Below are 24,014 nucleotides of genomic sequence, written 5' to 3'. Positions count from 1 at the left end.
GATTCTCCTAGACGACGTTCTCGGCGCGCAGTTCCCGGATCTCGGCGGCGTCTAGGCCGAGCCGTTCTCCAAGGACGTCCGCGGTGTGCTCGCCGAGGGCGGATGCAGCCTCGGTGGGCGACGGCGCCGAATCCGCGAGTCGCAGCGGGTTACCGAAGACGTACGACTCCCGGCCGTCCGCGCCGCGTACCGGCCGGATCATGCCGTCGGCGCCGACGAGCGGCCCGGCCATGACCTCGGACAGGCTGAGTACGGCCGCGCAGGGCACCCCGGCCGCCTGCAGCCTGCCGGCGACGTCGTCACGGGTGAGCCCTGCGGTCCAGCCGGCGACGACCTCGTCGAGCTTGTCCATCTGCGCCACACGGGCGGGCGGTGATGCGAACGCGGGGTCGTCACCGAGATCCGGACGGTCCATCAGCCCGCACAGCGTCCGCCAATGCCCGTCGGTCATGCACAGGATCGCCACCCAGCCGTCCGCCGCCGGGTAGACGTTGTAGGGGCAGACCGCCAGGCCACCGTGCCTGTTTCCGGTCCGCTCCGGCAGCGTCCCGCCACTGTCGAGGTAGCCCGCGATGCTGGACGCCAGCGAGGGGATGACGGCGTCCTGCATGGCGACCTCGACGTGCTGGCCCCGACCGGTGACCGTGCGCTGGTAGAGCGCCGCGGTGATCGCGACCATCAGATGGGTGCCGCCGAAGAAGTCGGCGACGGCCGGGCCCGCCTTGGCCGGCGGCTGGTCGGGCTGCCCGGTCGTCGCCATCACGCCGGTCACGGCCTGGATGGTCAGGTCCATGGCGCGCTGCCCGGCCTGGGGCGTGGATGCGCCGAACCCCCGTCCGGAGGCGAGGATGATCCGCTCGTTGGCCTCCGCCAGCACCTCGTAGCCGAGCGACAGCCGCTGCATGGTGCCGGGGGCGAAGTTCTCGACGACGACGTCGGCCTGCGCGACCAGGCGCAGGAAGAGTTCCCGCCCGCGGGGGTTCTTCAGGTCCAGCCGGAGGCTCTTCTTACCGCCGTTGAGCAGGTCGAACGCGGCCGTCTGCTGCTCGCCGACGACTCGCCAGCGCACGGGCTCGCCGCCGAACGGCTCGATCTTGATGATCTCCGCGCCGAGCCGCGCCAGCAGCATGGTGCAGTAGGGGCCGTTGTACACCTGGCTGAGGTCGAGGACGACGACGCCATCGAGGGCCCTCCGTTCTGTCACGACCAGATCCTTTCTCCGGATGGGGACCGTTCGGATCGGCGAAAAATCGCGTCCCAGTCAAGCTGTACCCGCCCTCACCTGTGGGCTTGAACAGAAAACATACTACTGCGTATCTCATTTTGGAAGAGGGTCCCGGCCTGGGATCGCCGCTTGCGGGCGCCTGGGTCTGGGGGTTTACGGGCGCCCAGGGGCTACGGGCGCGCGGCCAGTCCGCGGAAGGCGATGGCGGCCGGGTCGCGGCCGTCCCTGGAGCCACGGCCGAACGTGTCCGCCCCGGGTGCCGCCGGCGCCTCGCCCAGCTCGCGGCTCCAGTCGATCACGCAGACGCGGTGCTGAATCCGCCAGCTCCCGTCGCGCTTGTCCAGCCGGTCAACGTACCGGCCGGCGAACAGGCCGATGGGCGCGACCGCGCCGGCGCCGTCGAGGTCTTCCATGTAGCAGAGGAAATACGCCTCGGAGACGGCGGCTCCGCCCCGGACCTCGATGAGCACGTTTCCGATGAGGTGCTGCCTAACGCCTCGCCCGGACGGGCTCCTGCGCATTCTCGCCGTGAACTGCTCGACGGTCCCGCTGGCGAAGCCGTGGTCGTCGTACGCTCCAGGGTGATAGCAGTCCTCGACCATGCCGATGTCGTTGCGATCGACGCCGTGCGCATACTGGAGGACGACCCGGGTGATGTCCCGTTCGTCCAGCAGCAGGTGCAGGCGCTCGGCGAACGGCACGTCGTCGCGTGGCCCGCGGCGGCCACCGGGGTCCTGGCGTCCGGTCGTCATCGTCCCTCCGTCCAGTGGTTCCAGCGGGTGATGGTCTCGATGGGGGGACGCGCGGCGGGTTTGAACTCGTCGCCGATCGTGTACGCGACGGGAAGCAGCGCGATGGGCGTCATCGTGCCGGGCAGCTTGAGGACCTCGGCGTAGCGCCGTTCGTCGCCGCCTGTGAACGGCGTCGTCAGCACCGAGCCCATCCGGCGCGACCGCAGCGCGAGCTGCAGATTCCAGATCGCCGGGAAGATCGAGCCGTAGAACGCGGCGGGAGGTGCCGCACCGGGATCGTCGGGCCGTCCCTCGACGCACGGCACGATCAGCACCGGGACCCGCGCGAGGACCGTCGCCAGATACCGGGCGCTGTCGTAGACGCGCCTGGTCTGCGGATCCCGGATGTGCGGATACCGCCGGTCGATGATCGCCAGGGTGCGGGGCGTGTAGAGGTCCGCCACGGCGGCGCGCACCTCGGGGTCGTCCACGACCAGCCAGCGCCACGCCTGGCTGTTGCCGCCCGTGGGCGCCTGCACCGCGAGCCGCAGGCACTCGAGGATCACCTCGCGCCCGACCGGCCGTTCGAGGTCGAGCCGGCGGCGGACGGCGCGCGTGGTGGAGAGGAGTCGGTCGGTCGCCGTGATGTCCATCAGGGTCTCCCGTGGCGTTCGTTGGCACGGTCCAGCTCGTCCGGATCCCGTGCGGTCATGCGTTTCACCTGGGTGCCGGTGTGCTGCCAGTCTTACCGCCGCCCTTGGCGAGGAACTCGGCGACCCGGGTCTTGATGTCCTCGGTGCCGAAGGACTCGTACTCGGCGGCGAGGGCGAAGTTGAGCACGGTGTTCGCCGAGTCGAGCAGGTGCATGTTGAGGGCCCGCTTGGTGTCGCGCACCGACTGGGCCGGCAGCGCGGCGAACCGGCGCGCGATCGCCTTCGCGGTCTCCAGCACCTCGGCGGCGGGCACCACCCGGTTGCACAGCCCGGCCCGCGCGGCCTCGGCGGCCGGGATCCGGTCACCGAGCAGCAGGAACTCCTTGGCGGTGAGCATGCTCGTCAGCCACGGCCAGGTGACCGCGCCGCCGTCGCCGGCGACCAGCCCGATGCTCACATGCGGGTCGCTCATGAACGCGTCCTCGGACATGACCACGAAGTCGGACATAGTGGCCAGGCTGCACCCCAGCCCGACCGCCGGGCCGTTCACCGCCGCGACCACCGGAAGCTCGCACGACAGCATCGCCCGGGCCAGCCGCTCGCCCTCCCGGATGTCGCGGCGCCGCGCCGCCAGGTCATGGTGGTTCCGGATGAAGTTCGGGACGTGTCCCCCGGCGCTGAACACCCGTCCCGCGCCGGTGAGCACTACGGCGCGCGCGCCCTCGTCGTCGACGAGCAGGTCCCACACCCGCCGCATCCCGACATGCAGCGCGTCGTCGAACGAGTTGAGCTCGTCGGGCCGGTTCATCGTGACGATCCGCAGGGGTCCGTCCGCCTCCACCAGCAGGCCGGGCGCCAAACCCGAGTAGTCCATCCGAATCCTCCTCCGCGTCCAGCTCCCCCGCCGCACGGCGCGGCGGGGGCCGCCAACCCAAAATAACCTACGTGGTAGTATGGGATTTGCCAAGTAGCGCTGAGGGGACCCGACAGTGACAGACCTGGAATACTCCGTTCAGGACGGCATCGGCACCATCCTGCTGAACCGGCCGCATGTGAAGAACGCGTTCACCCTCGACATGATCGATCGGTGGGGCGAGGCGCTGCGCTCGGCGCAGACGGACCCGCTCGTCCGGGTCGTCGTCGTCACCGGCGCCGGCGACGCCTTCTGCTCCGGCATCGATCTCGACGCGTTCGACGCGGCGGCCAGCGGCCCCCTCGCGGTCAAGTCCCTGCTCACCGACCGCATCCACCGGGTCGCCCACGCCGTCGAGGAGCTGGACAAGCCCCTGATCGCGGCCGTGAACGGGATCGCCGTCGGCGCCGGAATGGACATGGCGCTGATGTGCGACATCCGGTTGCTGGCCCGGTCGGCCCGGCTGTCCGAGGGCTACATCCGGGTCGGGCTCGTGCCCGGCGACGGCGGCTGCTACTACCTGCCCCGGCTGGTCGGGATGGCCAAGGCGCTCGAACTCCTGTGGACCGGGGACTTCGTGGACGCCGACGAAGCCCGCCGCATCGGCATCGCCGACCACGTCTACGCCGAGGAGGACTTCGCGGAGGCGTGGCGGCGGTACGCGCGCAGGCTCGCGGACCAGCCGCCGATCAACGTGCGGATGATCAAAAGGGCGGCCTACCAGTCGGCGCGCGCCGACGTCAGGACCGCGCTCGACCTGATCTCCTCGCACATGGCCGTCGTACACAGCACGCACGACTCCGCCGAGGCGATGGCCGCGTTCCGCGGCCGTCGCGCACCCGTGTTCGAGGGACGCTAGCCGGAGGAAGGCAGACCATGACCGCAGAGGCAAGCCCGTCGACCACGCGTAGCCCGCTGATCGTCGACCGGAACGGCGCGATCGCCACCCTCACCCTGAACCGGCCCTCCCGCAAGAACGCCATCGACGACGCGGGCTGGCGCCTGCTCGCCGCCACGCTGGACGACCTGGCCGCCGACGACGCGGTCCGGGCCGTCGTCGTGACCGGCGCAGGTGGGAACTTCTGCGCGGGCGCCGACCTGGGCGGCCAGTCCCGCGACGAGCACCCCGCCGCGCGGATGCGCCGGGTCGGCGCCATCGCGGCCGCGTTGAGCGAACTCCCGAAGCCGGTGATCGCCCAGGTCGAGGGGATCGCGGCGGGAGCCGGCTGGAACCTCGCGCTGGCCTGCGACTTCGTCGTCGCCTCACCGTGCGCCCGGTTCTCCCAGATCTTCGCCAGGCGCGGCCTGTCGATCGACTTCGGCGGCTCCTGGATACTGCCCAGGCTCGCCGGTCTCCAGCAGGCCAAACGGCTGACGATGCTCGCCGAGATGATCGGCGCCGCGGAGGCCAGGGAGCTCGGGCTGGTGACCTGGGTCAAGCCGGAGGACGAGCTGGCGGGCTTCGTCACCGAGCTGGCCGGCCGGCTCGCCGCGCTCCCGCCGGTCGCGCTCGCCCAGTCGAAGGCGCTGCTGCATCAGGGCGCCGCCCAGACGCTGCGCGAGGCGATCGACAACGAGACGCGCGCGCAGATGGTGAACCTCGCCACCGAGGACGTCCCGGCCGCGTTCCGCGCCTTCCTTGAGAAGACCGAGCCACCCGCCTACACCGGCCGCTGGGCACTGGGCTGAGCACCGCCGAGGAGACTGGACCGACATGGATCTCTGGAGTCTTGAGCCCGTCGCGCTTCCGGCGGAGCTCGAAGCCCTGCGAACGAACGTGCGGGCGTTCCTGGCCGGCGAGCTGGCCGCAGGCCGGATCGCGTCGCGCTGCGACCAGTGGCTCGGGGGCTGGGATCCCGGGTTCAGCCGCAGGCTGGGCGAGCGCGGCTGGATCGGCATGGCGTTCCCTGAGCGATATGGCGGTTCGGCGGCCGGTGCGCTGGCACGGTTCGTCCTCACCGAGGAACTGCTCGCCGCGGGAGCGCCGGTCGCCGCGCACTGGATCGCCGACCGGCAGACCGGCCCCGGGCTGCTGAGGTTCGGGACCGAGGAGCAGAAACAAGCGTTCCTCCCCAGGATCGCCCGCGGCGAGTGCTTCTTCGCCGCCGCCATGAGCGAACCCGACACCGGCTCCGACCTCGCGTCGGTGCGCGCCCGCGGCACGCGGGCGGACGGCGGCTGGCGGCTCAGCGGGACGAAGGTCTGGACGAGCGGCGCGCACCGGGCGCATGCCATGATCGTCCTCGCCCGCACCGAGCCCCGGACCGCCGACCGGCACGCAGGGCTGACCCAGTTCATCGTCGAGCTGCCCGATCCCGCCGTGCGCATCCGGCCGATCCTGCTGCTCACCGGCGAGCACCACTTCAACGAGGTCGTCCTCGACGACGTGTTCGTCCCCGACGCCCGCGTGCTCGGGGAGCCCGGATCAGGATGGCACCAGGTCACCGGCGAGCTGGCGATGGAACGCAGCGGCCCGGAGCGTATCCTGTCGACCTTTCCCCTGCTGGCCGCCGCCATGGATGATCTGGCCGAGCGCGGCGATCAGGCGGGCGCGGCACGCGTCGGCACGCTGGTCGCGCGGCTGTGGGCGCTGCGCCAGGCGTCCCTCGCGGTCGCCGGCCGGCTGGACGCCGGCGCCGCACCGGCCGTCGAGGCGGCGGCGATCAAGGATCTCGGGACCCGGTTCGAGAGTGTCGTCACCGACACCGTCCGGCTGCTGAGCCGGGTCGTCCCCGACCCCGGCTCCGACCGGCGGCTGCCCCGGCTGCTGGCCGAGTCGATCCTGCACGGTCCCGGATTCACGCTGCGGGGCGGCACCAACGAGATCTTGCGCGGCGTCGTCGCCAAGGAACTGGGAGTGCGATGAACGAGACGATCGCGGCGCTCGTGGCCACCGTGCGCGACGCGTGCGCCGAGCGGAGCGGCACGGGCGCGGTGACGGCCTGCGCCGACGGCGGTTGGAACGCCGGGCTGTGGGCGGCGCTGGAGCAGATCGGTATAACCACCGTGGCGGTGCCGGAGGAGCAGGGCGGCTCCGGCGGCGACATCACCGCCGCCGTGGCCGTGCTGGAGGTACTGGGCGAGTACTCGGCGGGCGTCCCGCTCGCCGAGACCGCGCTGCTGGCCGGGTGGCTCATCGCCACTTGCGGCGCCGCGGTGCCGTCCGGCCCGATGACCGCCGCGATCGCGGGCCCCGGACTGCGGACCCGCCGGGAGGACGGCGGCCTGTCCGTGCGCGGGACGATCGCCCGCGTGCCCTGGGCCCGGCACGCCCACCGGCTCACCGTCCTCGATAACGACCAGGTGATCGTGCTGGAGCGCGGCGGGTTCACGCTGACGCGGGGAACGAACCTCGCCGGCGAGCCCCGCGACGACCTGCACGTCGACGCCGTCGTCCCCGCGTCCCAGGTCCACGGGCTCCCCGCGGGCTCGCCGGTCTCCGTGCAGGCGTTCCGCAGTCGCGCGGCGCTCGCCCGCGCGGGCCTCATGGCCGGCGCCGCCCGCCGGGCCCTCGAACTGTCCGTCGCCTACGCGGGTGAGCGCGAGCAGTTCGGCAGGCCGATCGGGCGGTTCCAGGCCGTCCAGCAACACCTGGCCGCGATGGCGGGCGAGGTGCTGCTGGCCAAGGTGGCCGTCGAGTCCGCGGCACTCGCCTTCGCCCCCCGGGGCGACGCGGACTTGGCGGTCGCCGCCGCCAAGGTCGTCGCGGGTGAGACGGCCGGAGTGGTCGCCTCGCTCGCGCACCAGATCCACGGCGCGATCGGCTTCACCGAGGAGCACGCGCTGCGCCACAGCACCACCCGGTTGTGGGCCTGGCGGGACGAGTCGGGCAACGAGGACGCGTGGTCGGAGATCCTCGGGCGGCGCGCGGTGTCCGCGGGCACCGGCGGACTCTGGCCGCTGCTCACCAGAACACGCTGAGGCCACCAGAACAAGGAGCAGACGATGAGTGTGACGTTCGAATGCGACGGCGGGACCGCCGTCATCACGATCGACCGCCCGGAGGCCCGCAACGCCGTCGATCTCGACGTGGCCCGGGGCATCGCGGCCGCGATCGACGAGTTCGACGCGCGCGGGGATCTGGCCGTCGCGATCCTGACCGGCGCGGGCGGCACCTTCTGCGCCGGCCTGGACCTCAAGGCCTTCACCCGCGGGGAGATCCCGATCATTCCGGGCCGGGGCTTCGGCGGTCTCACCGAGAGCCCGCCGGCCAAGCCACTGATCGCCGCCGTCGAGGGCTGGGCGCTCGCCGGCGGGTTCGAGCTCGTACTGGCCGCCGACATGGTCGTCGCCGCGCGCGACGCGAAGTTCGGCCTGCCCGAGGTCAGGCGGGGTCTGGTCGCCGGGGCGGGCGGCCTTCTGCGGCTGCCCAAGGTCCTCCCCTACCAAATGGCCATGCAGGCGGCGCTGACCGGGGAGCCGCTGACGGCGGAGACGGCCCATGCGCACGGCGTCGTCAACCTGCTCACCGAGCCCGGGGACGCCCTGGCGGGAGCGCGGGGGCTCGCGGCGAAGGTGGCGGCGGGCGGACCGCTCGCCGTCCGCACCAGCAAGCGGATCATCTCGATGTCGTCCGGCTACACGAACGCCGACGCGTTCGCCGCCCAGCGCGCTCTGGTCGAGCCGGTACTCGCCTCCGCCGACGCCCTGGAGGGCGCCCGCGCATTCGTCGAGAAGCGGGCCCCGGCCTGGACCGGCGAGTAGCCGGCCCAGGCCAGGACGGGTCAGCCCGCCCGCGCGGCCTCGGCCCGGTCCGCCCGGCGTCGCCGCCTGAGCTTGGGACGGAGCCTGCCGCTCAGAAGCGCGGCACTCACCGCGGCGAGCAGCGCGGCACCGTTGAACAGATCCGTCACCCACAGCTGGTTGCCGTTGAGTTGCAGGCCCTTCACGCCGATCGCGAGCAGCAGCAGCGCGATGACGGTCCCCCCGACGTTGAACCGGCCCTGCTTGAGCTGGGTCGTGCCCAGGAAGCAGGCGGCGAAGCTCGGCAGCAGGTAGGCCGGGCCGAGCGTGGGCGCCACATTGCCGATCTTGGACGTGACGAGCACCCCGGCGATCGCGGCGAACAGCGAGGTCACCACGAACGAGCCCGCGATGTACCGGACGGTCCTGACCCCCGCCAGCCGGGACGCGTCCGGGTTCGCCCCCACCGCGAACGCGCGGCGTCCGACGGGCGTGTGCTCCAGGACGTACCACGCGAGCACGCAGAGCACGACGGCGTACAGGGCGACACTGGGGACCCCGAGGATCTCGTGGTTCGCGACGTCCTGGAACCCGCTGGGCACCGGGCCCACGAACTGGTAGTCGGAGACCTGCCCGGTGACCGCGAGCAGCACCGAGCTCGTGCCGAGCGTGGCGATCAGGCTGTCGATGCCGATCACCGCGACGAAGATCGCGTTGACCACCCCGACGAGAAGCCCGATCAGCAGCGTCACCAGCACGGCGACACCGGGGCTCACATCGTGATGGACCATCAGAACGCCGCAGATCATGGCGCTCATGCCGAGGTTCTGGGCCGCCGACAGGTCGAACTGGCCGACCGCCAGGGTCACCAGCAGCCCCAGCGCGAGGATCAGTGTGACCGACTGGTCGCCCGCGATGCCGACGAACGTCGCCCGCGTCGGGAACGTCTCCGGCAACTGGAGGGAGAAGAAGACGATCAGTGCCGCGCACAGCAGCAGCCCGCTGTATCTGGCCATCTGAAGCCGGGCGGCGACCAGCCGCAGAAGCCGGGTCTCCCGGGGTCCCCCGCCGCCGTCGGGACTCGCGGTGGACTCGGTGGTGAGGGTCGGGGATTCTGAGGTCATGAGTGCCACCCCTCCTGGGTGTCATCGGGGGAGTCGCGGATCGTTTCACTCACGATGCGCGCGACCGACAGCTCGCCCTTGGCCAGCTCGGCGCGGACGGCGCCGTCGCGCATGACGAGCACCCGGTCGCACACGGCGCACAACTCCTCGGCGTCGGAGGACGACAGCACCACCGCCCGTCCCCTGGCGGCGATGCCAGCCAGCACGTCGTAGATCGACGCCTTCGCTCCGGCGTCGACACCGCTGGTGGGCTCGTCCAGCAGAAGCACCCGGGCGTCGACGCGGAGCCAGCGCGCCAGCACCAGCTTCTGCTGGTTGCCGCCGCTCAGCAGGCCCAGCAGCCGGTCGGGGTCCGCCGGAACCACGTCCAGCCGCTCGATCCACGGGCGGACCTCGCGCCGTTCGAGCCGCCCACCGAGCCACCGGGCGGGCCCGGCGGCCGGAAGCCGCGGCAGCGTGACGTTCTCACGCGCCGTCCACTGAGGGATCGTGGAGAGCCGCTTCCGGTCGGCCGGCGCATAGGCCAGCCCGGCTGCGATCGCCCTGTCAGGCCGGCCGTCCGGGACGGCGCGGCCCTCCAGCCTGACCTCCCCGCCGTCCCGGCGGCGCGCACCGAAAGCCAGCCCGAGCGCCTGGTCGTAGCCCGAGCCGATCAGCCCTGTGACGCCGACGATCTCACCGGCCCTGATGTCGGTGGAGAAGTCGGCCACCTGCTCGCCGCGCACCCCGGACGCGCTGAGCAGCACCTCCGAGTCCGGCGACGGGAGGGGCGGGGAGAACTCGGCCGGGGTCCGGCCGATGATCAGGCGGACGAGCTCGTCGGCGCCGCCGACACCGCCGACCGGCCGGGTCGTGATCCGCCGCCCGTCCCTGAGCACCGTGACCCGGTCGGCGAGCTGAAACACCTCGCGGAGACGATGCGTCACGTAGAGGATCGCCGCGCCACGGTCGCGGAGCTTGCGCAGCAGGCCGAACAGCTGCTCGACCTGGTGCTGCGGCAGCGAAGCGGTGGGCTCGTCCAGCACCAGCAGGGCCGGTGCCCCGCAGGTCGCCGCCACAGCCCGCACGATCGCCACCATCGTCCGCTGCCCCGGCGTGGCCGCGGCCAGCGGTCGGCCGGGTTCGATGTCCACGTCGAACTCCGCCAGCAGCCGTGCCGCCGCCCGGCGTTCGCGGCGCCCGGACAGCCACCACCGGCCGGCGTACCGATTGCCCAGCGCCAGGTTGTCCACGGCGTCCAGCTCGGCCACCAGCCCGAGATCCTGGTGGATGAAGGCCACCGACCGCTCGCGCGCCGCGGCCTTGCCGAGCGCCATCGGGGTCCCGTTCAGGACGGCCGTCGCCCCCGGGTCCGCCGAATGGTAGCCAGCGAGGATCTTGATCAGCGTCGACTTTCCCGAGCCGTTCTGCCCGAGCAAGCAGTGCACCTCCCCCGCACGCAACACCAGGTCGACGTCATCCAGCGCCTTCTGGGCGGGGAACGTCTTGGAGAGCGAGCCGATGCTCAGGACGACGCGCCCCACCTCGCTGCCACTCATCCCTGCTCCCTGTGGGGGGCGACGTGGGGGGCGACCCCCCACACCCCCCGCCTCGCTGCCGCTCATCCCAGACGCCAGGCCGCGTAGTACGTCTGCGCGTAGCCCGGCGGCTCGGGCTGGGCGCTCGTCTGGGTCACGTTGCCCTTGACGTAGATCTGCTGCCAGCCGGGGGCGTCGGCCCGGTCACCGAGCGGCACCCCCGTCATCAGCCGGATCAGTTGGTCGACGGCCCGGTAGCCGGCGGCGGCGAGCTCCAGCCCGATCGACGCCCACTGCGTCCCGGCCTTGATCGCCTTGAGGGACGACGCGTCGGCGGCGCGGCTGAGGATCTTGACCTTGCCGCTCAGCCCCGCGGCCCGGAGGGCGGCGTCGAGCCCGGCGTTGTAGTCGACGACCGCCAAGGCCACGTACTTGGTGTCGGGGTGGGCCTGGAGGTAGCTGACGATCTGGCCAGGGACGGTCTTGCCGATGTTGGCGTTCGAGACCTCCAGCACGCCCGCCTGGCGTCCGGCGCCCTTCAGCACCTTCTGGTAGGCGTCCTTGATCGGTCCCCAGGAGCCGGTGAAGGACGGATCCCAGACGAACACCGACTTCACCGGGCCGTCGGCGTCCGCCACCACCGCCTGGCCCATCAGGGTCCCGGTCAGCGCGGCGTCGTTCTGCCCGAACACGACCGCCCCGACCGGCCCGTTGGGCGTCAGGACGTCGGCGAGCGGCGAGATCTGCGTGATCTTCGTTCCGGCGGCCTGAAGCTTGGCCAACTGCGGACGGATGGAGGAGTCCGGCACGGCCGGGATGTAGGCCAGGGCGTCCGGCGGGTCCGCGGCCACCTGGTTCATCACCGAGACGAAGCCCTGGGGCGTGCTGTTGGACTGGAGGGTCGTGACCGTCCAGCCGAGCTTGCGCGCCGCCTCCTCGGCGCCGTCCGACAGGGTGACGCACACCGGGATCGAGCAGGTGACGACTGCCAGCCGCTTCCCGCCAGGCGCCGGTGCCGGGAGCGTCGGGACCGGCGGCGCCGGCTGCCGCTGGGTGAACTTGGCGTACGCCGCCTCGGCGTCGGCGATCACGGCCTTCGCCTCGGCCGACGTGGCGGTGCCGCCTTCCGCGCCGGCGCTCCCTCCGCCGCCGCAGGAGGCGAGGGTGAGGCAGAGCGCACCCGCGGCGAGCGCGGCGACAGGGGTACTGAGCCTTGGTTGCATGTCTTCTCTCTTCGGCTCGTCGGGCGATGTCCGCCCGGGACGTGCGATTGCGACGTTCCACCCACGCGGCTGATCCGGACGGGGCGGGGGCCCTGGCCTCGGCGCGACGCCGCACCGCAGCGGAGTGGTATACGTCACCCCCAAAAAACATGCTACTCAGTAGGTTGTTGAGCGTCAACGACGAGCGGCCGACCATTCGTCCAGCTCAGGCCGCCCAGGGTCGGCTCAGGCTGCCTCAGGTCCGCTCGGTGACGCGGAGCACAGCCTCTTGGGTCGTGCTGGCGCACAGCTGTCCCGTCCGGTCGAACAGGCGGCCGCGCGTCACGCAGCGCCCGGCATCCGCCCAGTCGCTCTCGACCTCGTAGAGCAGCCAGTCGTCGGCGCGGGCCGGTGCGTGCAGGACGACGGAATGGCCGATCGTGGCGAACCACACGTCCCCGTCGGCGACGCGGTGCGGATGCGGCCGCAGGCTCGCCACGAGCATGAGCAGGTCGGAGAGGTAGACGACGCCCGCGGCCTGCGTCCGCGGCGCGTCCGCGAGCCTGTGCCGAGTCCGCATCCAGACGCGGAGCGCGGCGATGTGCCCGCCCGGGCCCGGACCGTCCAGCGACCCGTCGGGCAACCGGACCTCGACCAGCAGGCGGCCGGTCACCTCGGTGATCCAGGCGAGGGTCACCGGGTCGTCCGCCAGGGCCCGTTCCAGCTCGGGCAGCGCCTCGGGCATCGGCGCCGGAGCGGGCTCCACCCGATGACTCAGCCCGCCCTCAGGTCGCTGGAACGACGCGGTGGCCACCAGGATCGTGCCGCCCGGCTGACTCGCCTTCACCGTCCTGGTGCTGAAGGTGCCCCCGTCCCTGGCCGTTCCGACCTCGTAGGTGACGGGCACCGTGGAGTCGCCCGGGAGGAGGTAGTACACGCCGAACGAGTTGAGCGGCCGTCCGGGCGGCACCGTCCGCCCGGCCGCCAGCACGGCCTGAGCCGCGACTTCGCCGCCGTACAGCCTGACCCGCTCACCCACGTGAGGGAGGCTGCGAAAGGTCAGGGGGTCGAGCCGCTCGAGTTCGAGGAGCGCGCCGACCCCGTCTTCGGGGACGACGTAACCGGCCACGCTCACGGACCGCTCACCTTGGACACATCAAACATACTACCACGTAGGTTTTTGATCCCCCGCGAGGTGGGCTCGGCCGGTCCCGTGTCACGGGTGGAAGATGAAGGCTCCGGCGCCGCGGCCTCAGGAACCGGACGAGCAATACATCCGGCCGAGTAGTATGTTCGGCATGCGACAGGGCTTCGCCAACGGACGTACAGAGAAACTGGCCTCGAAGCGGCAGGCCAGCGCACGAGAGATCCTGGACGCGGCGGCGACGGCGTTCTCCGAGCGGGGTTACGCAGCCACCTCCATCGATGACGTGGCCGACGTGCTCGGCTGCACCAAGGGCCGGATCTACCACTACTTCCGGACCAAGGGCGACCTGTTCATCGGGATCCACCGGCAGGCGCTGGAATGGGCGCTGGAGGCGGTCGGTCCGACGGCCGAGCGCGACGACCTCGGGCCGGAGGAGAAGCTGCGCGAGATGGTGCACCACCACGCCATGCACCTCATGAACAGGGCCAGCTACATGGGTCCCGCGCAGTACCAGATCGAGATGAACCTCGCCGGCGAGGGCCGCAACAAGGAAGAGCAGATGGCCCACATCCTGAAGATGCGCCGCCAGTTCGAGGCGTACTTCGTGGCCGTCGTCAAAGAGGGGATCGAGGCCGGCGTCTTCCGCAACACCGACGTGAACACCCTCGTCAAGGCCGTGCTGGGCACTGTGAACTGGATGCACGCCTGGTTCCGCCCGGGAGGCCCGCGGGACTCGGCGGCCGAACGTGAGCGGACCGCGGCAAGACTCGCCGAGTACGCCGTCCGCGGGGCCCTCGCCTGAATTCCGCTTCTCGCCCCCGGTCCGGCCGGGCGGGGCGTGCCGTGCCCTCACCCGGCCGCCCGGGCTACCCGGCTACGCCGGGCTTCGTGGCAGCCCCAGCAGCCGCTCGGCGAGGATGTTGCGCTGAATCTGCGCCGACCCTCCGTAGATGCTCCCGGCACGGCCGTAGAGGTACCGGTCGAACCACTCGGCGCGGCCTGGCACGGCGGTGTCGGTCAGCAGGCTGAGGCTGAGGGCCATCAGCTTCTGCTCCACCGCGGTCATGAGCAGCTTGTCGATGGAGCTCTCCGGGCCGGGAGGCGCACCCGAGGCACGGTCGCTCAAGGTGCGCAGGCAGTGCATCCGCAGCACCTCCAGCGCCGCAGCGGCCTCGCCGAGCGCGCGAAGGGTCGCCCTGTCAGGTGCCGATGTCCGCGTCTTGACGAACTCGGCGAGCTCGGAAAGGTAGCGCTCGAACTTCGGCAGGTACCCGGTCTCGACGGCGCCCCGCTCGTAGTTGACCACGTCCATGGCGATCCGCCAACCGTCCTCCGGCCGTCCGAGGATGTTCTCCGCCGGGATCCGCACGTCGTCCAGGAAGAGCTCCGCGAACTCCTCGTCCCCGTTGGCCAGCACGATCGGGCGGACGGTGACCCCCGGCGCGCTCAGCGGAACGATGAACGCCGAGATCCCGCGGTGCCGGACGGCGTCCGGGTCCGTCCGGGCGAGCAGCAGGCAGAAGTCGGCGAACACGCCGTAACTCGTCCAGGTCTTGTGGCCATTGAGCACCCAGGCGTCGTCCTCGCGGACGGCACGGGTCCGCAGCGCGGCGAGGTCGGAGCCGGCCTGTGGCTCCGAGAACCCCTGGCACCAGATCTCGTCGGACGCGAGCAGCGGCGGCAGGTAGCGGCGCCGTTGCTCGCCGGTGCCGTACCTGAGCAGCGGCCTGCCGAGGTGACCGAGCGGAAGCAGGGTCGGAGCGTTGGCCCTGCCGAGCTCCTCGCTGAGGATCGCCTCCTCCATCGGCCCGAGGCCCTGGCCGCCGACCTCCTCCGGATACGACAGGGCCACCCAGCCGCCGCGATACAGGTGCTGCTGGAAGGCGCGCATGTACGGCCAGCGCTCGGCGAGCACGGCCGGTTCCGGATCGGCCGGCACGTTCTCCTTGAGCCAGGCGCACAGCCGTCCTCGAAAACGGGCTTCTTCCGGGGAGTCGCGAAGGTCCATGTGTGTTCGTCCTCAAACCTTTTCCAGGAGGCGGCCGGCGAGCAGCACGAGTGGCGCGTCCGAGTTGCCGAATGCCGCGTGGTGCAGGTGAGCGCAGCGCAGGCGGAGGTGGGCGTCGTGCTCCTGCGTCACGCCGATCCCACCGAGGACCTGGATTCCGGTCTCGCACACCCTGATCGCCGCCGCACCGGCATGAGCCTTCGCGGCCGACGCCACCCGTTCCGCCTCGTCGATCGGCGCGTGCTCCGCCGCCCAGGAGGCGCCGTAGGTGATGGAACGGGACGTCTCGACGTCGAAGAGCATGTCGGCGCAGAGATGCTTCACGGCCTGGAAGGAGCCGATCGGGCGGTCGTACTGCTCGCGTTCCCGTGCGTAGTCGACGGATTGACGCAGGGCTCCGTCGGCGAGCCCGGTCAGTAGCGCCGCGGCTCCGGTCCACGCCACCGCCCGCGCCCTCCGCGCCCCGTCGCCGGAGGCTTCACCGGCCGGCACGGGCCGGACGCGGGCCAGCCGGTGCAGCGGATCGACATCCGTGATCGGGTCGACGTCGACGAGATCATGCACCGTGGCGCGTCCGTCCGGGGAGAGCGCGACACCCAGGGCGCCGTCGACCCAGTCGAACGCCACCGTCGCCGTGCCCGCGGGATCGTCGAGCCCGCCGTCGAGGAGGACCGAGTAGGCGTCACCGCGGCAGAGGCGCGCGAGCGACTCGTCCGGGCCGTCACCGAAACGGAGCAGGGCGGCCGCCGCGATGGCGGTTCCGACGTACGGCACCGGCGCGATGTGACGGCCAAGCGCCTCGGCCACGACGCAGGCGTCCGTCAGGGAACCGCCCGCTCCCCCCTGGTGTTCGGGGACCAGCAGCCCGACGAGGTCGAGTTCGGCCAGTTTCGACCACAGCTTCGCGCGCAGGGCGCCGCCGTCCGCCCGCGCGTCCCCCACCGGCGAGACCGCGAACAGCTGTGCGCAGATCTCGTCAGTGGTCCGCTGGAGGACGCGTTGATCCTCCGATAGTGCGAAATGCATTCCGGCCTTCCCGGGGTGGATGGGGTGGACTGAAGGTCGCTCACAACCTGGCGCCGCCGTCGACGTACAGCGTCTGCCCGGTGATGTAGGACGCCTCGTCACTGCACAGGAACGCCGCCGCGGCCGCGACGTCCTCCGGGGACCCGACCCGCCTGACCGGGGTCACCTCGGCCCTGGCCCGGCGGAACTCCTCGATGTCCTGGCGGAGCCGGCGCGCGGCGCCGTCGGTCATCTCGGTGGTGATGAAGCCCGGCGCGATCGCGTTGACGTTGACGCCGAACGGACCGAGTTCCTTGGCGAGCGTCCGGGTGAAGCCCTGGACGCCCATCTTCGCGGTCGAGTAGTTCACCTGGCCGCGGCTGCCGAGCGCGGCGGTGCTCGACAGGGTCAGGATCCTGCCGTAGCGCTGCGCGACGAAATGCCGCTGCGCCGCCCTGGCCATCAGGAACGCCCCTCTGAGATGGACGCCCATGACCAGGTCCCAGTCGTCCTCGGTCATCTTGTGCAGCAGGTTGTCGCGGGTGATTCCGGCGTTGTTCACCAGCACGTGGAGGCCGCCGAGTTCCTCGACGGCCCGGCCGATCGCCGCGCCGACCGCCTCGGCCTCGCTGACGTCGGCGCCGATGCCGACGGCCTTCGCGCCCTCCCCCACCGGCAGCCTTCCGGCGGCCTCGGCGGCCGCGGCCTCATCGACGTCGACCACGGCGACCGACGCGCCCTCCTCGGCGAGGCGGGCGGCGATCCCGAATCCGATGCCGCGCCCGGCCCCGGTGACGACGGCGACCCGTCCCTCGTAGCGGCCCAATGTGCTCCTCCTCGTCGTTGTCGCGTTGCGTCCGGCGAAAGCCGGGTCGGCGACCCTCACGGCACCATGAGACGGACGGTCTCGGCGACGCAGGCCGGCCCTGGCCTTCGATCTCGATCGTGTGGCGGACGGCGGCCCGGACGCCCGAGTCGATGCCGTCGACGCTGACCAGGGGCGCGCGGGACCTGATCCGGGATCCGGCCGTCACCGCCCGCAGGAAGCGCAGCATGGTGAGCCCGGAGTTGATCGACATCCGGACGCCGTCGACGGTGAAGATCCCGCGGCCCAGGACGGGGATCAGCGACGGCGTCAGGTGGCCGTGCGCGATCGTCGCGCCGTAGGGACCCGAGGCCGCTTTCACCGGGTCGACGTGGATCCACTGCCTGTCCTCCGTGGTCTCCGCGAAGGCGTCGATGCGGCTCTGATCGACCTCGAACCACGCGCCGACGCCGAGTTCCTCACCGACGTGGGCGCGGAATTCGTCGATACCGCCGAAGCGGCGGGGGACGCCTTTCGCGGACACGGTCATGCTGGAATCCCCTTCGTCCGGGATCAGAGAGAGCGGGCGATCAGTTCTTTCTGAATCTCGTTGGCGCCGCCATAGATGCGCTGCGCTCGGGCGTCGGCGTACAGCCGGGCGATCGTGTATTCGGTCATGTAGCCGTACCCGCCGTGCAACTGGAGGCATTTGTCGATCACCTGGCACTGGACGTCGGTGAGCCACCACTTGCACATCGCCGACGTGGTGAGATCCAGCCCGGTCGACAGGTGGGCGGCCATGCACTCGTTGAGGAAGGTGCGGGCGACCTTCGCGAGGGTGGCGCACTCGGCGAGCTCGAAGCGGACGTGCTGCTTGTCCATCAGGGTGCTCCCGAAGGCCTCGCGCTGCTTCACGTGGTCGGTGGTGACCGAGAGGGCCAGTTCGGTCGCGGTGACCGCGGTGATGCCGACGATCAGGCGCTCCTGCGGCAGCCTGCGCATCATCATCGCGAAGCCGTCGCCCTCCTCGCCGAGGAGGTTCTCCGCCGGAACGAGGACGTCGTCGAAGAAGAGCTCGTTCGTGTCCGCGCCGTGCTGGCCGATCTTGTCCAGTGGCCGGCCCCGCGTGAAGCCGGCGGCGTCCTTCGTCTCGACGACGATCAGGGAGATGCCCTTCGCGCCCTTCGACGGGTCGGTGGAGCACGCGACGATGACGAGATCGGCGCTGCCGCCGTTGGTGATGAAGATCTTGGACCCGTTGATGAGCCACCCGTCGTCCGTGCGGACCGCCCTGGTGCGGATCGCCTTGAGGTCCGAGCCGGCGGACGGCTCGGTCATCGCCAGCGCCCCGATGAGTTCACCGGTGGCCATCTTCGGAAGCCAGCGCCGCCGCCGCTCTTCCGTCGCGTACTCGTGGATGTAGTCGGCGACGACTCCGCTGTGCATCGAGTTGCCCCAGGACCGGTCGCCGTGCCGCGCGTAGGCTTCCTGGATCGTCGCCTGGTGGAGGAAGCTGCCGCCGCCACCGCCGTACTCGGCGGGGATGCTCGCGCAGAGCAGGCCGAGTTCGCCGCACCTGAGCCAGAAGTCGCGGTCGACTTGGCGCCGCGCCTCCCACCTCTCCCTGTTCGCCGGGATCTCGCGGTCGAAGAAGGCCGTGGCCATCGCGAACAGGTCGGCGGCGTCGCCGGTCATCCAGGGCCGGGACGTGCTGTCGATCATCAGGGCTCTTCTCTGTCGAGGACGATTCGCGCGCCGCGCGAGCCCGTGAGGCGGGCGCCGGCGAACCCGGCCGCGGGGAAGGTCACTGGCCGGCCTCGGGAAGTCGTTCGAGGATCGTCCCCGTACCGAGCCCGCCACCGCAGCACATCGTGACCAGCGCGTAGCGACCGCCGGTGCGCTCCAGTTCGCAGAGCGCCTTGGTGATCAGGATCGTTCCGGTGGCGCCGAGCGGGTGGCCGAGGGCGATCGCACCACCGTTGACGTTCACCCGGTCCAGATCCACGCCATACTCCTTCGCCCACGCGCAGGCGACCGAGGCGAAGGCCTCGTTGATCTCGACGACGTCGATGTCGGACAGCGAAAGCCCGGTCCGGGCCAGGATCTTCGCGGTCGCCGGAATCGGGCCGGTCAACATGAGGACGGGATCGGAGCCGACCAGAACCGAGTCGAGGACGCGCGCCCGCGGCCGGAGCCTGAGCAGGTCGGCCTGCTTCCTGCTCATCAGCAGCACCGCGCTGGCCCCGTCGGAGATCTGGGACGAGTTCCCCGCGGTGTGGAAGCTCGGCGGCACCCGGTCGGGCTGGTTGAGCCGCAGCCCGGCGAGGCCGTCGAGCGTCGTCGGCCGGACGCCCTCGTCGCGCGTGATCGTCTTCGTCCCGACCAGCTCGCCGTTCTCGCTGGCGACCGGGACGTCGACGGGGATGATCTGGCCGCCGAAGCGATCCCGCTCCCACGCGAGCGCGGCCCGGTCCTGAGAGGTCTTCGCGAACATGTCGAGCGCCTCGCGGCTCAGCTTCCAGCGCTCGGCGATCCGGTCGGCCGCCTCGAACTGGATCGTGGGTTCGTAAACCTCGGCGTACCTGCCGCCGCGAGGATTGCCGTAAGGTCCGCCCGGGGGCATGTTGCTGCCGAGAGGGACCTGGCTCATCGCCTCGACACCGCAGGCGATCGCAATGTCGGCGAGGCCACCCGCGATCATGGCCTGCGCGACCAGATGGGCTTCCTGCGACGAGCCGCATTGCGCGTTCACCGTGACCGCCGGCACCTCCGGCGGGAGACCGGCGGTGAGCCAGGCGTTGCGCGTGACGTTCGCCGCCTGCATGCCGAGTTGCACGACACACCCCCCGACGACGTGGTCTACCTCGACGCCGGTGAGGTCGCTCCGATTCAGCAGTCCGGTGAGCACGTCACCAAGCAGTTCGTTCGCGTGTTTGCGGGCCAATCCGCCGTTGCGCTTGCCGACAGGAGATCGGACCGCATCAACGATGACGACTTCGCGCATGTGGACTCATTTCTGCGAGGTGCGAAACATACTACCACGTAGGTTGTTTGCCTCACCGGCAGGGCCCTCGGACCATCGAGGCGAGTGCGACGAGGGGCCGCAGGTCAGGACGGGCGCGGAGGCTGTGCGCGGAGGATTGACGAGAGCAGGCCCGGGAAGCGGCGTTCGGGGTCGTCGCGGCGGAGGCGGCTGAGACGGGCGTTGCCGTTGGACCAAGACAGCCGAGGAGATCCTCGAATCCCTCGCGGAAGACCGCCGACGGATTTCAGGCGCATGACACTAGAACACGGGCGTTGCCCCTGCCGAATACCTCGTCCGTGCAGGTCAAGCTGCATGCCGGTACTCGTTGAGGATCCCGCCCAGCCGTTGCCTTCTTCGGACATTCCGCACCCCGGTGAGCACCGTCCGAATGCCGGCATCGGCCAGGACCGCGTCGAAACTCAGGGAACTTGCCGTCGCGGTCGCGGATCAGGAACCGTGCCCGGCAGCTGGCGTCCTCCAAGTCCATGACCAGGTTCCGGACCGCCTGGGTCACCCACGATGCGGTCGGGTGAGCGGTGGCGCCCAGAACCCGGATGCGGTGGGTGTGGTGCTCGATGACCGCCAGCACGTACATGCGGTCGCCGGTGAGGGTCACTGTCTCCAGGAAGTCACACGCCAGGAGCGCCTCGGCCTGCGAGCGCAGAAAGCCAGCCCAGGTGGTGGCGGAACGCTCCGGTGCCGGATCGACACCGGCGTCGTTGAGGATCTCCCAGACGGTGGAGGCGGCTACCTCGACGCCGAGCACTGGCAACTCACCGTGCACTCGCCGGTAGCCCCAGCTCGGGTTCTCCCTCACCAGGCGAAGTACCAGCAGCCGGATGGAACGGACAGTCGGTGGGCGGCCCGGCCGCTTAGGTTTGGATCGGGCGGCATGCCGGCCCGCGATCAGGTCCCGGTGCCAGCGCAGTACGGTGTCCGGCCGCACCAGCAGCCGCATCCGCCGCAGCGCGCCGGAAGGCAACCGCGGTGCAGCAGCGCCACGAGCAGCGCCCGGTCCGCCGCAGTGACCCGCACCCGCTCTCCGGCAAGCTGGCGCTCCAGCACGACGATCTGATGTCGCAGCACCAAGATTTCGGTGTCCTTCTCCCGCTCGGTCATCGGAAGCAGACGCAGCACCGCAACGCGTTCGCCACGGTCAGGTAGGCCAGTCGCAAGAACACAGCCGCCCATCATCTCGCGGCGACCGCCTTACCGCCGCTTGATTCGCAGCTGATCAAACGCAACACCTGAGCACCCCTCTACCCCTTCCACCTGCGTGGACGCGGTTTTCGGCAAGCGCAGCGCTGCGGCGCCGGTGTCGTGCTCGCGTGGAGGCGCTCGACATTCCCGTGCCCTGGGACTTCGAGCAGTTCTGCGGCCGGCTGGCCGATCACACGGGCCGTTCGCTGCAGGTGATGGCGGTGCCGGCCATGCCGAGTGGTGTGTGCGGGCTGTATGTCTCTGCCGCCGACACCGACTACGTCTACACCACGGCGGGGACCTCGCCTTTCCACCGGGAGCACATCGCGTTGCATGAGATCGGCCACCTGCTCGCCGGTCATCAGGGCGCGGTGGGCGTGGAGGATGTGGCCAGGGTGTTGCTGCCCGATCTGGACCCCGCGTTGGTGCGCACGGTACTGGGTCGTGGCTGCTACTCCAGCGAGCAGGAGAGCGAGGCGGAGTATTTCGCGACCCTGCTCCATCAGAGTGGAGGTCCCGCCCACCGCGAACGGCTGCTGGCTGGTCTTTACCCCGGACGAAGGCCCCTGAGCGGCAGTACCCAGCCGGCTCCCCCGAGGCGGGGGCTTGAGCAAGCAACCGAACAGCGCTGCTCAGGCAGGCGCATCCATCGCCCGCTGATCGGCGTCGGCCTGCTCCGTCTCGGCCAGGGCGCGGTACAGCGAGGCGACCGAGGGCGGCTTGCCCGCGTTCTTCCCCGTGGAGATCTTCAGCTTGGCGGTGATCTCGGGGATCGGGACGCCCTTGGCGCGTAGCGCCTGGGCGAAGGTGAGCATGTCGTCGTCGATCACCTTGGGGCGGCCGCCGTGGTTGCCCTTGGCGGCGGCCGCCTGCTGGCCTTCTAGCATCTTGGCGCGGATGTAGGGGTGCCGGTAAGAAACGCGTCACAAGCCCCAAACGAGCGGGTTGGGTGTCTCGGCTGTTGCGGCAGATGCGCTGCACGCCTGCTCGGCTCACTCGCCGGCACGCGGCGTAACGTCGGGGGTGCCGCGAATACGGGCGCTGGTGGTCGGTGTCGAGGCCTGGCGGAACGTGGGGTGGTCAGATCGGCAGCCGGGTGCGTAGGCGGGCCATCGTTCTGCGGGCCAGCTGGGCTGCTCGTTGGCGGCGGGTTCGGCGGCGGTTGGCGACGCGGCGACGCCAGAGCCATGCCATTGCGGCGGCCGTCGCGGCGGCTGCGAGGCTGATTGCGGTCGGCATGGCGCGGCGGACGGCGGGTGGCTTTGAGGGGTCGTTGTCGGCGGGGCCGGGTTGGTGAGCGGTGCGGGCGGACCGGAGGAGGTTCCTGGCCCGGCTGCGCAGTGTTCGGGCCGGCTGTTGTGGACGGCCGGTGGTGGGAGTGTCGTCCTGCCGGTCGGTGGCGGCTGCGGTGCTGTTGTCGGTCGTGGTGTGCGGGCCGGTGGGGACGGAGAAGTTGTTGCTGGGTTCGGCGGTTTCCGGTGTGGTTTTGGTGGGGTCGTTATCCATGGTCGTGGTCCTTTCGCTGCAGGGCGGGTGCCGGGCCGGTCAGCCTCAGTCGGGGTGGTTGTCGGAATGGCCTGCGGGCCTGCGCCAGGTGAAGGTGTGGGTGTACAGGGTTCCGGGGCCGTAGCGGGTGGGCCGGTATCCGTAGGTGATGGCGATGATGCGGTGGTCGTTCGCATCGGTGCGGGGCGGTTTGTCGTGGTCGGGGGTGTGGAGTTGGACCAGCAGCAGGCGGTGGGTCGGGCGTAGTTCCAGACGCAGGTCGAGCGGGCCGTGCGTGCGGTCGGCGGGCTGAGGGGCAAGTTCTTTGGTCAGTGAGACCACATGCTGTGCCAGGGGTTTTGCCTCAGGGCCGAGCCCCCATCGGCGGAGGGCGGTGCGGATGGCCCGGCGGATCCGGGTGACCATCCGGCGGCCTGCGGGCAGTCGCCACAGGCCGGTGTGGACCGTCGGCGGCTCCGGGGCGAGGGTCGGGTCGTCGGCCGGGTCGTGGGGCGCTGTGGTCATGGTCTCCGGTCGGTGGTGTATGGCAGGTGCTGCGGATGGGGATCGGTGTCGGGGGCCGTCTGCCCGGCGCCGGCCGGTGTGTCCGCGCGGCCGATGTGGCGAGTGCGGTCAGCAGTTCGGGGTGCGCAGACGGTTGGCGGGGCTGGCGGCCAGCCCCAGTGTGGTGCCGGCCGCGGTGGTGTCGGTGGCGGGCGGGACCGTGAGGAGATCGCGGCGGCCGTCGGCGTACAACGCGGTGAGAAGTCCGGCGGGCCGGGGGTCGAACCAGCCCAGCCGGACGGCCTGGGTACCGGTCTGGCCGTCGACGCGCAGTCGGCGGGATCGGCTGTCCCAGTCGGCTGTGCGCAGCATGAAGTGGGTGATGGGCCGACGGGTCCGAGACGGGTCGTGGGCTTGCGGGCCGTCATGGGCTTGCAGGGCCGCGATCAGGCCGGGCAGTTCGGCGACCGGATCGGTCGAGCGGGGCCACCAGCCGCCGTCCAGCGGCGCCGAGCCCGCGCGGCGGGCCCGATCGCCGATCGGGCCCGGCGGAGGGGGCGGACGCAGTTGCGGCCGCGGCGTCGAAGGCGGCGACAGGCTGATCGCCGTCGCGCGTTCAGCGGTGGTCCACATGACCTGGGCCCGCTTTCCTGGTCGGCTGCTGCGGGCCGTCGTGCTGCGCGTGACACCGGAACCGGACGTGTCCGTGTGTTCGAGTCTGGGGCGGGCCGCGCTGGAATGTTGAACCATCGCCGGATCGGCATGGCATCCCCCTCCGGGGGTGAAG

The 24,014-nt window shown here is 71.2% G+C and carries 26 protein-coding genes; 6 read left to right on the top strand and 20 right to left on the bottom strand.

The annotated features are described in order from the left end of the window. Nucleotides 1–7 precede the first annotated feature (7 nt). The 4 genes from IW256_RS15030 to IW256_RS15015 form a co-directional block, all read right to left on the bottom strand. Nucleotides 8–1,204 carry a CaiB/BaiF CoA transferase family protein gene (locus IW256_RS15030; protein WP_197011572.1) on the bottom strand — a complete coding sequence of 399 codons (1,197 nt, stop codon included), beginning with the start codon at nucleotides 1,202–1,204 and terminating at the stop codon, nucleotides 8–10. A 191-nt stretch (nucleotides 1,205–1,395) separates the two neighbouring features. Next, on the bottom strand, nucleotides 1,396–1,977 hold the full coding sequence (locus IW256_RS15025; RefSeq protein ID WP_197011571.1) for a nuclear transport factor 2 family protein: 582 nt from the start codon (nucleotides 1,975–1,977) through the stop codon (nucleotides 1,396–1,398). Beyond that, on the bottom strand, nucleotides 1,974–2,609 hold the full coding sequence (locus IW256_RS15020; RefSeq protein ID WP_197011570.1) for a nitroreductase family protein: 636 nt from the start codon (nucleotides 2,607–2,609) through the stop codon (nucleotides 1,974–1,976). The genes IW256_RS15025 and IW256_RS15020 overlap by 4 nt, the downstream gene beginning before the upstream one ends. 64 nt (nucleotides 2,610–2,673) lie before the next feature. Continuing rightward, nucleotides 2,674–3,483 carry an enoyl-CoA hydratase/isomerase family protein gene (locus tag IW256_RS15015; protein ID WP_197011569.1) on the bottom strand — a complete coding sequence of 270 codons (810 nt, stop codon included), beginning with the start codon at nucleotides 3,481–3,483 and terminating at the stop codon, nucleotides 2,674–2,676. Nucleotides 3,484–3,598: 115 nt separating this feature from the next. On the opposite strand from IW256_RS15015, the gene IW256_RS15010 reads away from it, so the two are divergent. Genes IW256_RS15010 through IW256_RS14990 form a run of 5 tightly spaced genes read left to right on the top strand, consistent with a single transcriptional unit; the run spans nucleotide 3,599 to nucleotide 8,226 of the window. Then, nucleotides 3,599–4,381 carry an enoyl-CoA hydratase/isomerase family protein gene (locus tag IW256_RS15010; RefSeq protein ID WP_197011568.1) on the top strand — a complete coding sequence of 261 codons (783 nt, stop codon included), beginning with the start codon at nucleotides 3,599–3,601 and terminating at the stop codon, nucleotides 4,379–4,381. A gap of 17 nt (nucleotides 4,382–4,398) precedes the next feature. Continuing rightward, nucleotides 4,399–5,211: an enoyl-CoA hydratase/isomerase family protein gene (locus tag IW256_RS15005; RefSeq protein WP_197011567.1), complete on the top strand. Its 813-nt coding sequence runs from the start codon at nucleotides 4,399–4,401 to the stop codon at nucleotides 5,209–5,211. A 25-nt stretch (nucleotides 5,212–5,236) separates the two neighbouring features. Beyond that, nucleotides 5,237–6,388 (top strand): acyl-CoA dehydrogenase family protein, encoded by a 1,152-nt coding sequence (locus IW256_RS15000; RefSeq protein WP_197011566.1) that lies wholly within the window; start codon nucleotides 5,237–5,239, stop codon nucleotides 6,386–6,388. Further along, nucleotides 6,385–7,443: an acyl-CoA dehydrogenase family protein gene (locus IW256_RS14995; RefSeq protein WP_197011565.1), complete on the top strand. Its 1,059-nt coding sequence runs from the start codon at nucleotides 6,385–6,387 to the stop codon at nucleotides 7,441–7,443. The genes IW256_RS15000 and IW256_RS14995 overlap by 4 nt, the downstream gene beginning before the upstream one ends. 24 nt (nucleotides 7,444–7,467) lie before the next feature. Next, the gene (locus IW256_RS14990) at nucleotides 7,468–8,226 is read left to right on the top strand and encodes a crotonase/enoyl-CoA hydratase family protein (RefSeq protein WP_197011564.1); all 759 of its coding nucleotides are present in this window, start codon (nucleotides 7,468–7,470) and stop codon (nucleotides 8,224–8,226) included. A 20-nt stretch (nucleotides 8,227–8,246) separates the two neighbouring features. On the opposite strand, the gene IW256_RS14985 is transcribed toward IW256_RS14990, so the two are convergent. The 4 genes from IW256_RS14985 to IW256_RS14970 form a co-directional block, all read right to left on the bottom strand. Then, the gene (locus IW256_RS14985; RefSeq protein WP_197011563.1) at nucleotides 8,247–9,329 is read right to left on the bottom strand and encodes an ABC transporter permease; all 1,083 of its coding nucleotides are present in this window, start codon (nucleotides 9,327–9,329) and stop codon (nucleotides 8,247–8,249) included. Further along, a complete protein-coding gene (locus tag IW256_RS14980; RefSeq protein WP_197011562.1) occupies nucleotides 9,326–10,867 on the bottom strand; it encodes a sugar ABC transporter ATP-binding protein in 1,542 nt (513 codons plus the stop codon). Before IW256_RS14980 ends, IW256_RS14985 begins: the two co-directional genes overlap by 4 nt. Before the next feature lie 62 nt (nucleotides 10,868–10,929). Beyond that, entirely contained in the window at nucleotides 10,930–12,069 is a 1,140-nt protein-coding gene (locus tag IW256_RS14975; protein ID WP_197011561.1) for a sugar ABC transporter substrate-binding protein, read from the bottom strand. Between the two features lie 235 nt (nucleotides 12,070–12,304). Further along, the gene (locus IW256_RS14970) at nucleotides 12,305–13,183 is read right to left on the bottom strand and encodes an acyl-CoA thioesterase (protein WP_197011560.1); all 879 of its coding nucleotides are present in this window, start codon (nucleotides 13,181–13,183) and stop codon (nucleotides 12,305–12,307) included. 163 nt (nucleotides 13,184–13,346) lie between these two features. Between IW256_RS14970 and IW256_RS14965 the strand changes: the two genes are divergently transcribed. Further along, nucleotides 13,347–13,997, top strand: a complete 651-nt coding sequence (locus IW256_RS14965; protein WP_197011559.1) for a TetR/AcrR family transcriptional regulator — start codon at nucleotides 13,347–13,349, stop codon at nucleotides 13,995–13,997. Between the two features lie 72 nt (nucleotides 13,998–14,069). Here the strand turns inward: IW256_RS14965 and IW256_RS14960 are convergent, their stop codons facing one another. The 12 genes from IW256_RS14960 to IW256_RS14905 all read right to left on the bottom strand — a co-directional run bounded on the left by IW256_RS14960 (nucleotide 14,070) and on the right by IW256_RS14905 (nucleotide 23,860). Then, entirely contained in the window at nucleotides 14,070–15,203 is a 1,134-nt protein-coding gene (locus tag IW256_RS14960; RefSeq protein ID WP_197011558.1) for an acyl-CoA dehydrogenase family protein, read from the bottom strand. Between the two features lie 12 nt (nucleotides 15,204–15,215). Beyond that, the gene (locus IW256_RS14955; RefSeq protein ID WP_197011557.1) at nucleotides 15,216–16,229 is read right to left on the bottom strand and encodes an acyl-CoA dehydrogenase family protein; all 1,014 of its coding nucleotides are present in this window, start codon (nucleotides 16,227–16,229) and stop codon (nucleotides 15,216–15,218) included. Between the two features lie 40 nt (nucleotides 16,230–16,269). Beyond that, nucleotides 16,270–17,034: an SDR family NAD(P)-dependent oxidoreductase gene (locus IW256_RS14950; RefSeq protein WP_197011556.1), complete on the bottom strand. Its 765-nt coding sequence runs from the start codon at nucleotides 17,032–17,034 to the stop codon at nucleotides 16,270–16,272. Beyond that, nucleotides 16,916–17,563, bottom strand: coding sequence for a MaoC family dehydratase (locus IW256_RS14945; RefSeq protein ID WP_197011555.1), 648 nt, complete (start codon nucleotides 17,561–17,563; stop codon nucleotides 16,916–16,918). The genes IW256_RS14950 and IW256_RS14945 overlap by 119 nt, the downstream gene beginning before the upstream one ends. 23 nt (nucleotides 17,564–17,586) lie before the next feature. Then, the gene (locus tag IW256_RS14940; protein ID WP_231403786.1) at nucleotides 17,587–18,735 is read right to left on the bottom strand and encodes an acyl-CoA dehydrogenase family protein; all 1,149 of its coding nucleotides are present in this window, start codon (nucleotides 18,733–18,735) and stop codon (nucleotides 17,587–17,589) included. Between the two features lie 82 nt (nucleotides 18,736–18,817). Further along, nucleotides 18,818–20,017, bottom strand: coding sequence for an acetyl-CoA C-acyltransferase (locus IW256_RS14935; protein WP_197011554.1), 1,200 nt, complete (start codon nucleotides 20,015–20,017; stop codon nucleotides 18,818–18,820). A gap of 265 nt (nucleotides 20,018–20,282) precedes the next feature. Further along, nucleotides 20,283–20,996, bottom strand: a complete 714-nt coding sequence (locus IW256_RS14930; RefSeq protein WP_197011553.1) for a helix-turn-helix domain-containing protein — start codon at nucleotides 20,994–20,996, stop codon at nucleotides 20,283–20,285. Continuing rightward, nucleotides 20,945–21,157 (bottom strand): hypothetical protein, encoded by a 213-nt coding sequence (locus IW256_RS14925; protein WP_197011552.1) that lies wholly within the window; start codon nucleotides 21,155–21,157, stop codon nucleotides 20,945–20,947. The genes IW256_RS14930 and IW256_RS14925 overlap by 52 nt, the downstream gene beginning before the upstream one ends. Nucleotides 21,158–21,870: 713 nt before the next feature. Further along, complete coding sequence (locus tag IW256_RS14920; RefSeq protein WP_197011551.1) at nucleotides 21,871–22,125, bottom strand: helix-turn-helix domain-containing protein; 255 nt, start codon at nucleotides 22,123–22,125, stop codon at nucleotides 21,871–21,873. A gap of 193 nt (nucleotides 22,126–22,318) precedes the next feature. Further along, the gene (locus IW256_RS14915) at nucleotides 22,319–22,744 is read right to left on the bottom strand and encodes a hypothetical protein (protein WP_197011550.1); all 426 of its coding nucleotides are present in this window, start codon (nucleotides 22,742–22,744) and stop codon (nucleotides 22,319–22,321) included. A gap of 45 nt (nucleotides 22,745–22,789) precedes the next feature. Then, the gene (locus IW256_RS14910; protein ID WP_197011549.1) at nucleotides 22,790–23,248 is read right to left on the bottom strand and encodes a hypothetical protein; all 459 of its coding nucleotides are present in this window, start codon (nucleotides 23,246–23,248) and stop codon (nucleotides 22,790–22,792) included. A 108-nt stretch (nucleotides 23,249–23,356) separates the two neighbouring features. Next, on the bottom strand, nucleotides 23,357–23,860 hold the full coding sequence (locus IW256_RS14905; RefSeq protein WP_197011548.1) for a DUF5994 family protein: 504 nt from the start codon (nucleotides 23,858–23,860) through the stop codon (nucleotides 23,357–23,359). Between the last annotated feature and the right edge of the window lie 154 nt (nucleotides 23,861–24,014).

Origin of the sequence: Actinomadura viridis, assembly GCF_015751755.1 — a bacterium.
GTDB classification, from domain to species: domain Bacteria; phylum Actinomycetota; class Actinomycetes; order Streptosporangiales; family Streptosporangiaceae; genus Spirillospora; species Spirillospora viridis.
This window is presented reverse-complemented; position numbering and strand designations above follow the sequence as displayed.

Bases quoted from the DNA above. Each gene is read 5' to 3' on its own strand.
- IW256_RS14960 (WP_197011558.1), bottom strand. From the start codon at position 15,203: ATGGACCTTCGCGACTCCCCGGAAGAAGCCCGTTTTCGAGGACGGCTG.
- IW256_RS14935 (WP_197011554.1), bottom strand. From the start codon at position 20,017: ATGCGCGAAGTCGTCATCGTTGATGCGGTCCGATCTCCTGTCGGCAAG.
- IW256_RS14940 (WP_231403786.1), bottom strand. From the start codon at position 18,735: ATGATCGACAGCACGTCCCGGCCCTGGATGACCGGCGACGCCGCCGAC.
- IW256_RS14905 (WP_197011548.1), bottom strand. From the start codon at position 23,860: ATGTGGACCACCGCTGAACGCGCGACGGCGATCAGCCTGTCGCCGCCT.
- IW256_RS14915 (WP_197011550.1), bottom strand. From the start codon at position 22,744: ATGGATAACGACCCCACCAAAACCACACCGGAAACCGCCGAACCCAGC.
- IW256_RS15025 (WP_197011571.1), bottom strand. From the start codon at position 1,977: ATGACGACCGGACGCCAGGACCCCGGTGGCCGCCGCGGGCCACGCGAC.
- IW256_RS14995 (WP_197011565.1), top strand. From the start codon at position 6,385: ATGAACGAGACGATCGCGGCGCTCGTGGCCACCGTGCGCGACGCGTGC.
- IW256_RS14945 (WP_197011555.1), bottom strand. From the start codon at position 17,563: ATGACCGTGTCCGCGAAAGGCGTCCCCCGCCGCTTCGGCGGTATCGAC.
- IW256_RS14965 (WP_197011559.1), top strand. From the start codon at position 13,347: ATGCGACAGGGCTTCGCCAACGGACGTACAGAGAAACTGGCCTCGAAG.
- IW256_RS14930 (WP_197011553.1), bottom strand. From the start codon at position 20,996: ATGCGGCTGCTGGTGCGGCCGGACACCGTACTGCGCTGGCACCGGGAC.
- IW256_RS14985 (WP_197011563.1), bottom strand. From the start codon at position 9,329: ATGACCTCAGAATCCCCGACCCTCACCACCGAGTCCACCGCGAGTCCC.
- IW256_RS15015 (WP_197011569.1), bottom strand. From the start codon at position 3,483: ATGGACTACTCGGGTTTGGCGCCCGGCCTGCTGGTGGAGGCGGACGGA.
- IW256_RS14980 (WP_197011562.1), bottom strand. From the start codon at position 10,867: ATGAGTGGCAGCGAGGTGGGGCGCGTCGTCCTGAGCATCGGCTCGCTC.
- IW256_RS14975 (WP_197011561.1), bottom strand. From the start codon at position 12,069: ATGCAACCAAGGCTCAGTACCCCTGTCGCCGCGCTCGCCGCGGGTGCG.
- IW256_RS15000 (WP_197011566.1), top strand. From the start codon at position 5,237: ATGGATCTCTGGAGTCTTGAGCCCGTCGCGCTTCCGGCGGAGCTCGAA.
- IW256_RS14990 (WP_197011564.1), top strand. From the start codon at position 7,468: ATGAGTGTGACGTTCGAATGCGACGGCGGGACCGCCGTCATCACGATC.
- IW256_RS14920 (WP_197011551.1), bottom strand. From the start codon at position 22,125: ATGCTAGAAGGCCAGCAGGCGGCCGCCGCCAAGGGCAACCACGGCGGC.
- IW256_RS14955 (WP_197011557.1), bottom strand. From the start codon at position 16,229: ATGCATTTCGCACTATCGGAGGATCAACGCGTCCTCCAGCGGACCACT.
- IW256_RS15005 (WP_197011567.1), top strand. From the start codon at position 4,399: ATGACCGCAGAGGCAAGCCCGTCGACCACGCGTAGCCCGCTGATCGTC.
- IW256_RS14910 (WP_197011549.1), bottom strand. From the start codon at position 23,248: ATGACCACAGCGCCCCACGACCCGGCCGACGACCCGACCCTCGCCCCG.
- IW256_RS14925 (WP_197011552.1), bottom strand. From the start codon at position 21,157: ATGACCGAGCGGGAGAAGGACACCGAAATCTTGGTGCTGCGACATCAG.
- IW256_RS15020 (WP_197011570.1), bottom strand. From the start codon at position 2,609: ATGGACATCACGGCGACCGACCGACTCCTCTCCACCACGCGCGCCGTC.